The sequence below is a fragment of the Burkholderia sp. SIMBA_051 genome, from assembly GCF_046534915.1.
In the GTDB taxonomy this organism is placed as follows: Bacteria; Pseudomonadota; Gammaproteobacteria; order Burkholderiales; family Burkholderiaceae; genus Burkholderia; species Burkholderia ambifaria.
Genome location: NZ_JAWRXS010000292.1, coordinates 1 through 271 on the forward strand (window position 1 = coordinate 1; position 271 = coordinate 271).

Annotated in this window: 1 pseudogene; it reads left to right on the top strand. The window is 66.8% G+C overall.

The annotated features are described in order from the left end of the window. Window positions 1–271: pseudogene (locus SB771_RS34575) on the top strand (hypothetical protein); the annotation flags it as partial.

Genomic DNA, 271 nt, shown 5'->3' on the forward strand with positions numbered 1-271 from the left:
GTTCGTGTGGTGGGTGTTCGCGCGCATTGCGCAGCGCTTCAAGAGCCAGCCGCGCGCCGCCCTCGAACCGAAACAGCGGCTCGTGGTGCTGTTCGTCGCGCTCGGTTTCGTCGTGTGGATGAAGCTGTTCAGCATCTACCGTTACATCGTGCCCATCGAAATGCTCGCGCCGATGGTGCTCGTGCTGCTGCTCGACCGGCTGCTGCCCGCCCACATCGCACGGCGCGCGGCGGCGTGGCTGCTCATCGCCGCCACGGCCGTCGTCGTGATG